This is a genomic window from Rahnella sp. NRRL B-41462 (genome assembly GCF_003263525.1).
GTDB classification, from domain to species: Bacteria; Pseudomonadota; Gammaproteobacteria; order Enterobacterales; family Enterobacteriaceae; genus Rahnella; species Rahnella aceris.
Genome location: NZ_JYDF01000009.1, coordinates 176,735 through 183,528 on the forward strand (window position 1 = coordinate 176,735; position 6,794 = coordinate 183,528).

At 49.4% G+C, this 6,794-nt stretch carries 8 protein-coding genes, 1 tRNA gene and 1 rRNA gene; all 10 read right to left on the reverse strand.

Features of this window, described 5'->3' with window-relative positions; genetic code table 11:
* Nucleotide 1: 1 nt before the first annotated feature.
* The 10 genes from UC14_RS03490 to rrf all read right to left on the reverse strand — a co-directional run bounded on the left by UC14_RS03490 (nt 2) and on the right by rrf (nt 6,784).
* Nucleotides 2-1,714 (reverse strand): glycosyltransferase, encoded by a 1,713-nt coding sequence (locus UC14_RS03490; RefSeq protein ID WP_370447449.1) that lies wholly within the window; start codon nt 1,712-1,714, stop codon nt 2-4.
* A complete protein-coding gene (locus UC14_RS03495; RefSeq protein WP_013574232.1) occupies nt 1,714-2,058 on the reverse strand; it encodes a 3-hydroxyacyl-ACP dehydratase FabZ family protein in 345 nt (114 codons plus the stop codon). The genes UC14_RS03490 and UC14_RS03495 overlap by 1 nt, the downstream gene beginning before the upstream one ends.
* Nucleotides 2,055-3,434, reverse strand: coding sequence for an AMP-binding protein (locus tag UC14_RS03500; protein ID WP_232829633.1), 1,380 nt, complete (start codon nt 3,432-3,434; stop codon nt 2,055-2,057). Before UC14_RS03500 ends, UC14_RS03495 begins: the two co-directional genes overlap by 4 nt.
* Entirely contained in the window at nt 3,401-4,006 is a 606-nt protein-coding gene (locus tag UC14_RS03505) for a hypothetical protein (RefSeq protein WP_013574230.1), read from the reverse strand. The genes UC14_RS03500 and UC14_RS03505 overlap by 34 nt, the downstream gene beginning before the upstream one ends.
* Nucleotides 4,007-4,011: 5 nt before the next feature.
* Nucleotides 4,012-4,266, reverse strand: coding sequence for an acyl carrier protein (locus tag UC14_RS03510; RefSeq protein ID WP_037036563.1), 255 nt, complete (start codon nt 4,264-4,266; stop codon nt 4,012-4,014).
* Nucleotides 4,267-4,276: 10 nt separating this feature from the next.
* Entirely contained in the window at nt 4,277-4,534 is a 258-nt protein-coding gene (locus tag UC14_RS03515) for a phosphopantetheine-binding protein (protein ID WP_013574228.1), read from the reverse strand.
* 3 nt (nt 4,535-4,537) lie between these two features.
* Complete coding sequence (locus UC14_RS03520) at nt 4,538-5,350, reverse strand: lysophospholipid acyltransferase family protein (RefSeq protein WP_013574227.1); 813 nt, start codon at nt 5,348-5,350, stop codon at nt 4,538-4,540.
* Nucleotides 5,350-6,075 (reverse strand): beta-ketoacyl synthase chain length factor, encoded by a 726-nt coding sequence (locus UC14_RS03525; protein ID WP_112197234.1) that lies wholly within the window; start codon nt 6,073-6,075, stop codon nt 5,350-5,352. The genes UC14_RS03520 and UC14_RS03525 overlap by 1 nt, the downstream gene beginning before the upstream one ends.
* 429 nt (nt 6,076-6,504) lie before the next feature.
* A tRNA-Asp gene (locus UC14_RS03530) sits at nt 6,505-6,581 on the reverse strand.
* A gap of 87 nt (nt 6,582-6,668) precedes the next feature.
* A 5S ribosomal RNA gene (rrf, locus tag UC14_RS03535) occupies nt 6,669-6,784 on the reverse strand.
* Nucleotides 6,785-6,794: the final 10 nt, after the last annotated feature.

The window sequence follows — 6,794 nt, forward strand, 5'->3', positions numbered from 1 at the left end:
ATCAGTCAGGTTTCCTGTCAGGGGCAACATCCGTCGGATGTTGCCAGAAATCATAAAAATTGAACCAGTCGTGAGGCGCCAGCAGGCTGTAATGCTCAAGTCGTGCGGCATAGTGATCGACGGCAGACTGTAACGCAGACAGGCGGCTGGTACGCGGCAGGATCAGAGGATCCGCAAAAGATTCGCAGTAAATATGCAGACGCTGTCGCTGCATGATGCCAAACATCAGCATGACGGGCGCGCGTAGCGCTGCAGCCAGAATAAAGGGCCCCTGCGGGAATGCGGCGGGTTCACCCAGAAACTCGCTGTAAATCACGCGGGCATGCTCTCCACGCTGATGAGGACTGGCAGATGTCCGGTCGCCGACAATCGCCACCCACTCACCGGCATCCAGTTTTTCCTGCAATAAAATGGCGGTCTCCGGCCCCATCTTGCTTACCTGGATAAGGTTAACCACGGCCTGCGGATTAATCTCTTTCATTACCTGATTGAACCGCTCGGCATGTTCGGTAAATACCAGCGCATTGACGGTAATGCGGTGATTGAGCGCGCCAATCGCGCGGCAGGATTCGATATCGCCTAAATGCGAGGCGAGGATCACCGTGCCACGCCCCGAGGCAATATGCGATTCGCAAATTTCGGGATTGACCAGTACCGCATCGGTCAGGGTTTTATCGCCCTGCCAGCTCGCCAGTTTACTCAGCATAGATTCACCAAACCGCATGAAATGCCGGAAAGTGCTCAGCGGATAAGGCAGGGAAATATTGCGATGTGCGGCCGTTACGCGGACACGTTCCAGCCAGCTGGCAGAGGCATTGCGCTGTTTGCGGCCGGTAAGCCAAAAATAGGTGATGACCGGATAAAGCAGCAGACGAAAAGCCTGATATCCCAGTGTCCGGTAAACCGCCAGCATCAGGCGAATACCCCACAATCCTTTGCGTTCCTGTGTAGCAGACCAGTGCCGGGGACATTTTCTTCGCTGACGCAGCAAATAAGGAATACGCGCCAACATGCCAAAAAACAGCCGCGTGTGCATCCAGGAAATCTGCAGATTGTCCTTCACTGCATCAAAATGCGAGAGGCCATCTTCGGGATAGGTCACCCGCGTGGGCAGGAAACGGCTGCGCGTGCCCTGCCAGTAAAGGCGCACCATGATTTCCGTATCGAAATCCATCCGTAAACCCAGTGTTTTTTCCGCCATCAGTTGCAGACAAGGTTTGAGAGGATACACGCGAAATCCACACATACTGTCTTTGATTGAGAATGACAGGGTTTCAATCCAGACCCAGAAATGGGTGATATAGCGGCCATACAGGCGCGATTTCGGCACGCTGTCATCGTAAACCGGCTGTCCGGAGATCAGACAATCCGGATGACTTCTGGCTTCAGACAGCATCGCGGGAACATCTGAAAGCTGATGCTGGCCGTCGGCATCCACCTGTAAGGCGTGCGTAAAGCCTTTTTCAACGGCCAGCCGCAGGGCCGCCATCACAGCCCCACCTTTCCCCTGATTTACAGTTAATCGCGTCAGGCTCATCCACGGCGTCACACTGGCCAGGCGTTGCAACTCTTCTGCTGTCTGCTCGTCGCTGCCATCATCCACCACAATGCAGGGCAAACCGAATGGCCGGAGACTCTCCAGTACACCGGCCATCATCGGCCCGTGGTTGTAGCAGGGAATAATCAGGCAGGGAGAAAAAGAAACTGACAGCATTATGGACATAAGGTAATTTTTCCACTGCTGGCGACGGCATCACCTACGCTGTACCGGAATACCAGCCGGTTTTTTTCTTTCAGCCAGTCGATGTGCAAATCTACGGTTTCTTCAGGCAAAAGTGGTCGCTGGAATTTCACCACTTCCATGCCGGAAAACGCTTTATCCAGCCCCAGAAGTTCTTCGGCGTAGCCCATGGCCCAGTTCACCTGTGTCACGCCAGGCAAAATCGGAGACGACGGGAAATGGCCTTTAAACCAGAATAAATCCGCAGACAACCGGAACGTGAGAAGCAGACGGGTGTCGCTGACGAGTTGCTGGTTCAGCACTTGCGGCAAAATCATAAGAACAGTTCCTGTAATTCAGCAGTCGCGCGTTTGCCTTGCTGGTTAAGAGGAATGGCAGACGCCAGACGCCAGTATCGCGGCACAGAGACCGGCGATAACCACTGGTGCAGCGTCAGGCGAATCTGCCCAAGCAGCGCGGCCTGCCCCTGCGCCTGTAATAACAGCTCTCCGCCGTGACTTAATACCAGTACGGCTGCGATATAAAGCCGCCCCTGTTTTTCGAGTGTCAGCACGCTGGCGTCGCTTAAAAGATCCAACGCACACAAACGCTGCTCAATTTCAGTCAGTGAGATCCGCTGCTCTGCAATCTTAACGATCCGATCCTTACGGCCTAAAAGAACAAACTGGCGTTGTCCGGCGGGCAATAGCTGGATTTTATCACTGAGGATCATGCCTTCCGGCTGCGGGATCAGCGGAGAAATCAGGGAAATATTGCCATCAGCACAGGAAGAGAATCGGATATTTTCAAAAAGCGTCCAGGCTTCGTCTGGCTGATGTTGCGTACGAAAAGCAATAATGCCGCTTTCGCTGGTGCCATAGATTTCTGTCGGCAGACAACCACAGACATTTTCTACCAGCAAGGCGGCCTCATTACTTAGCGGGCCTCCGGCAGAAAAGACATGCCGGCAGTGGGTTGGCTCCAAAGCCGGATCAAGGCGTTTAAGAAAAGCCGGACTGCTGGTCAGCACCAAAGTATTTTTACTGGCAAGTGACTGCAACTGTTCGTGATACTCCACACTTTTCGTCGCAAAAGGCCGGCCAAGCGACAGCGGCAACATAAAAGCAAAACTCAGGCCGTACATATGATGAGGCGCCACGGTGGCAACAAAGTGTGCCTCTGCGAATTGATCGCCCCATCGCGCTGAAAGCCACTGGCTCTCCAGTTCAAGACAGGTAATTGGTTTGATTATTTTTTGCGGTTTACCGGTCGAACCGGAGGTAAATAAGTGAAGCGCGGGATTTTCTGGCCAGTTGGGTAAAACAGTCAATGGCTGATCCACTGAGCAAGGCAAACGCAGAACAGGGCAATCAATCGTCAAATCAAGATCGGTTATTAACGCATCAAATTCATCGCGTTGTTCAGCCAGAACGGCCGGGCGAAAATGTCCAGGTAAAACCGGCGTGTTACCGCTGTAAAGCACTGCCAGCAGCGCCACGGCAAATGAATAGTTATCTTCAAAACACAATGCCCAGCGGGTATGCGATGTCGCGCTGATATGAGTCAGCAGAGATAATACGTCCTGGCGGAAATCACACTGACGCCATTCCCGGCTTTCGCTCCAGGCAACCAGATAATCATCTGCTCTTTCCGTGCTTAGCCATTTGCACATTGGCAGCGTCATGGCTGGCGCAGACGCTTTCTGACTATCCATTCAATACCCATTATTAAGCCAATCAGCAGATAACTGATCCCGCCGTTGTAAAGAGCCCATAGGGCCATATCGCCTTTCAGGCAGGTATATAAAGCAAATGATCCATTCCACAGAAAAAAAATGCACCAGACCTGGGTGACACGGCGTGTATAAACAACACCTTCGGGCGGTAAATCGGGTTCATTCAGTCGCGCAAGACGTTCAACCAAAGATTGCCGGGCGTATAAGGAACTGAAAAATACCCCCAGTAATAAAGCATTTACCGCGACCGGGTAATACAACAGCATAGAGGTTTCGCGTAATAAAAGGCTGCTGGCGACCAGCACAATCCCTGAGGCCGCAATCGCTTTTCCAAAAAAAGTTAACTGGGATAATTTTCCGCGAAAAGTCAGTAATCGCAGAATAAAGACAGCAATCAGCACAGGTGCCAGAACGCTAATTCCCCAACTTTTTAAACCGCACCATACGGCTAGCGGATAGACAATAACCGCCACCGGCATCGCCCAGCGGGCAATCTTCGCAACCAGAGAAAATGAGAAGCGCCGGGGTTTATCCACAAAAAAGATACCCACACATACTATGGCGCCGGGGAATTAAGTAATTCATCTATGGCATCAACAACATCCTGAACGGTGCGAACAGATTTAAACATTTCAGGCTTAATTTTTCTGCCGGTGATTTTCTGCAAATGAACCACCAGATCAACAGCATCAATGCTGTCTAATTCCAAATCCTCATAGAGTTTTGCATCCGGGCGGATATCATCTTCATCGATTTCAAATAGCTTGACTAATAACGCGCTAATCTGCTGGTAAATTTCTTGCTTCTGCATAGGAATCTCTTTAACCACGCTGTACTGATATAAATCTGGCCAAACTTTCAACAGAATAAAAGTGCTCGCGCATTTCCTGACTTTCCGCCGAAAGGATCACACCGTATTGCTTCTTTAATGCCAGACCAAGCTCAAGGGCATCAATAGAATCCAGCCCTAATCCGTCACCAAAAAGTGGGGCCTGCGTCTCTATCTCATCTGGCGTCATTCCTTCCAGATTCAGCGTCTCAATGATAAGTGCTTTTATGTCGTTACTTAATGAATCCATGACTTAATTCTCGTTATTTTGCATATTGCTGCGCATCAACTCAGTGCACAAATACTGCGTCAGACGCCGTGCAGCCAGAGCAGGTGAAAGATCGCTTTCATCTAAAAAGTCTTCAGCCTTTACCTTATCGGCAACGGTAATCACAAACTGAGGTTTTACACGGGGAATTTCGTACCACTTCCCATTTTTTGTCAGCATGGGTGGCTGACATGAAATATGGACAATCCTGACATCACACCCCGCCCTCAGAGCAATGTTAGCGGCACCACGCTGCAGCGTCATCGGTTTCTCAGGTAAGGAGCGCGTTCCTTCCGGAAAAATTAACAGCGTACCGCCTGCTTGCAACCGGGTTTCACAGGCCTGCAACAGAGCGTCAGACCCAGAGTTAATCAGGTAGCCCGCCGCTTTTATCACTCCGCTTAAGAATGGGTTTTGCAACAAAGCCTGTTTGACGATGCAGTCACAACGCGGCATCCGGGATGCCAGGATCACATAATCAAGAAGGCTGGGATGATTCGCCACGATCAGACACCCGGTATCTTGCTGAAACTTTTCATCACCGGTAAACCGGTAATCCATCACTCCCACCCTCCGTAATCCACTCAGAAAAAACCTAAAACTATTACGGATGCTGTTTAGCGTCATTCGGTGCAATCTGTCGGGTTGCCGGATGATCAGTCGCAACAGATTAAACCAGATAATAGAAAGCAACAGCCCGCCAATTCCGAAAAGTGCGAAAAAGAATCCAGTTGCCAGCCATCGCCAGATGCGATTTACCAGAGAAGACTTTTCTTCGGGTACTAGCGTTTCTCTCATCACAAATCCCGAACCCATTGCCAGCTATGGCGGCTATCTGCACTGACATTGAATAAAGGAGAGGAAGAAAGATAACCTCGCAGAAATTGCAGACTCTGCGGAATTTCTGAATTCAGATCCTCACCCGGCAATGAAATACGCTGGCACTGCAAACTATCGCCAGAAGTTAATATTATTGCTACAGCGTAAGGTAGAAACTCAGAATTTACCGATTCGTTATATATATCTGGGATTTCACCATCAAAATCGACCAGCATGACGCTGGAAGCACCGGTTGCCAGCATCGACTGAGCTTCCAGTATCCCTTGCTGAAAACTGTCTTTTCCGGCTGCTAATGAGGTTACCGGCAACGGATTTTTGCTAATAATGGTAAGCCAACCTGCTGCGGTATTATGTACTGACATGGAGAATTCAGTCGGAGATAAAGCGTCTTCCTCTGCCAGAGAATGCAAAATGCGCCCTGTATTCTCCAGCTCACCATGGCGGCTGGTAAAAATTGCCGCATCTACGTTGTTATTGGCGAGCAATGCAAGCCCGGCATCAACAGCAAAACGACTGCCGGTACTCATTCGACGTGCTGACATCATTGGAATTTGCTGGCTTTTGGGGTTCTCACCGGAAAATGTATTTATATCTGAGCACTGAGCCCATTGGATCCAGTGCTCACAACTATCGACTCCCGGAGCCACTGCCCGCCAGTCCAGTATATCCAATGAGAATTTCATAATGATGATCTTTGTGATTATTCCAAATTGAGACTTTATGGTATTTTATTGGAACTTGCATCTGTAATCTGACAACTTATTGAACTGGATTAAGAATTTTAGTACTCATTTATTATGAGCTTTATTAGTACTTTGCAGGTTTATCTGAACACACAAATTTTTCAATTTGATACAAAGTATTCCCTGGATGTCTGGATATACTTATTCTTTGATAAATTCAAACTGATAACCATTCTATTTAGTTAAAGATAATAGTTTAATATCAGTTAACTCCTCAGGATTAAATCCTGTAAGAAACGCCGATGAGATAAACGTGAGCCTGTGAGATAATAAATATATCAGAGAAAGAAAGGAGTCCGGTTTGCATTTTCACTGGAAAATAAATGCAAAAAGTCCCTGAATCTTTCGATTCAGGGACTATGCAATAATTGGCGGAACGGACGGGGCTCGAACCCGCGACCCCCTGCGTGACAGGCAGGTATTCTAACCAACTGAACTACCGCTCCACCGGTTCTTTCACAGGTATCAGCAATCGTCTGATACCTGTTTGTTCCTGTTATTTTCCTTGTCAGGGGAAAAGGAACTAATTTGATGCCTGGCAGTTCCCTACTCTCGCATGGGGAGACCCCACACTACCATCGGCGCTACGGCGTTTCACTTCTGAGTTCGGCATGGGGTCAGGTGGGACCACCGCGCTACTGCCGCCAGGCAAATTCTGT

Coding starts and splice junctions, on each gene's coding strand:
- UC14_RS03500 (WP_232829633.1), bottom strand. CDS start 3,434: ATGGATAGTCAGAAAGCGTCTGCGCCAGCCATGACGCTGCCAATGTGC.
- UC14_RS03515 (WP_013574228.1), bottom strand. CDS start 4,534: ATGGATTCATTAAGTAACGACATAAAAGCACTTATCATTGAGACGCTG.
- UC14_RS03490 (WP_370447449.1), bottom strand. CDS start 1,714: ATGCTGTCAGTTTCTTTTTCTCCCTGCCTGATTATTCCCTGCTACAAC.
- UC14_RS03510 (WP_037036563.1), bottom strand. CDS start 4,266: ATGCAGAAGCAAGAAATTTACCAGCAGATTAGCGCGTTATTAGTCAAG.
- UC14_RS03520 (WP_013574227.1), bottom strand. CDS start 5,350: ATGAGAGAAACGCTAGTACCCGAAGAAAAGTCTTCTCTGGTAAATCGC.
- UC14_RS03495 (WP_013574232.1), bottom strand. CDS start 2,058: ATGATTTTGCCGCAAGTGCTGAACCAGCAACTCGTCAGCGACACCCGT.
- UC14_RS03525 (WP_112197234.1), bottom strand. CDS start 6,075: ATGAAATTCTCATTGGATATACTGGACTGGCGGGCAGTGGCTCCGGGA.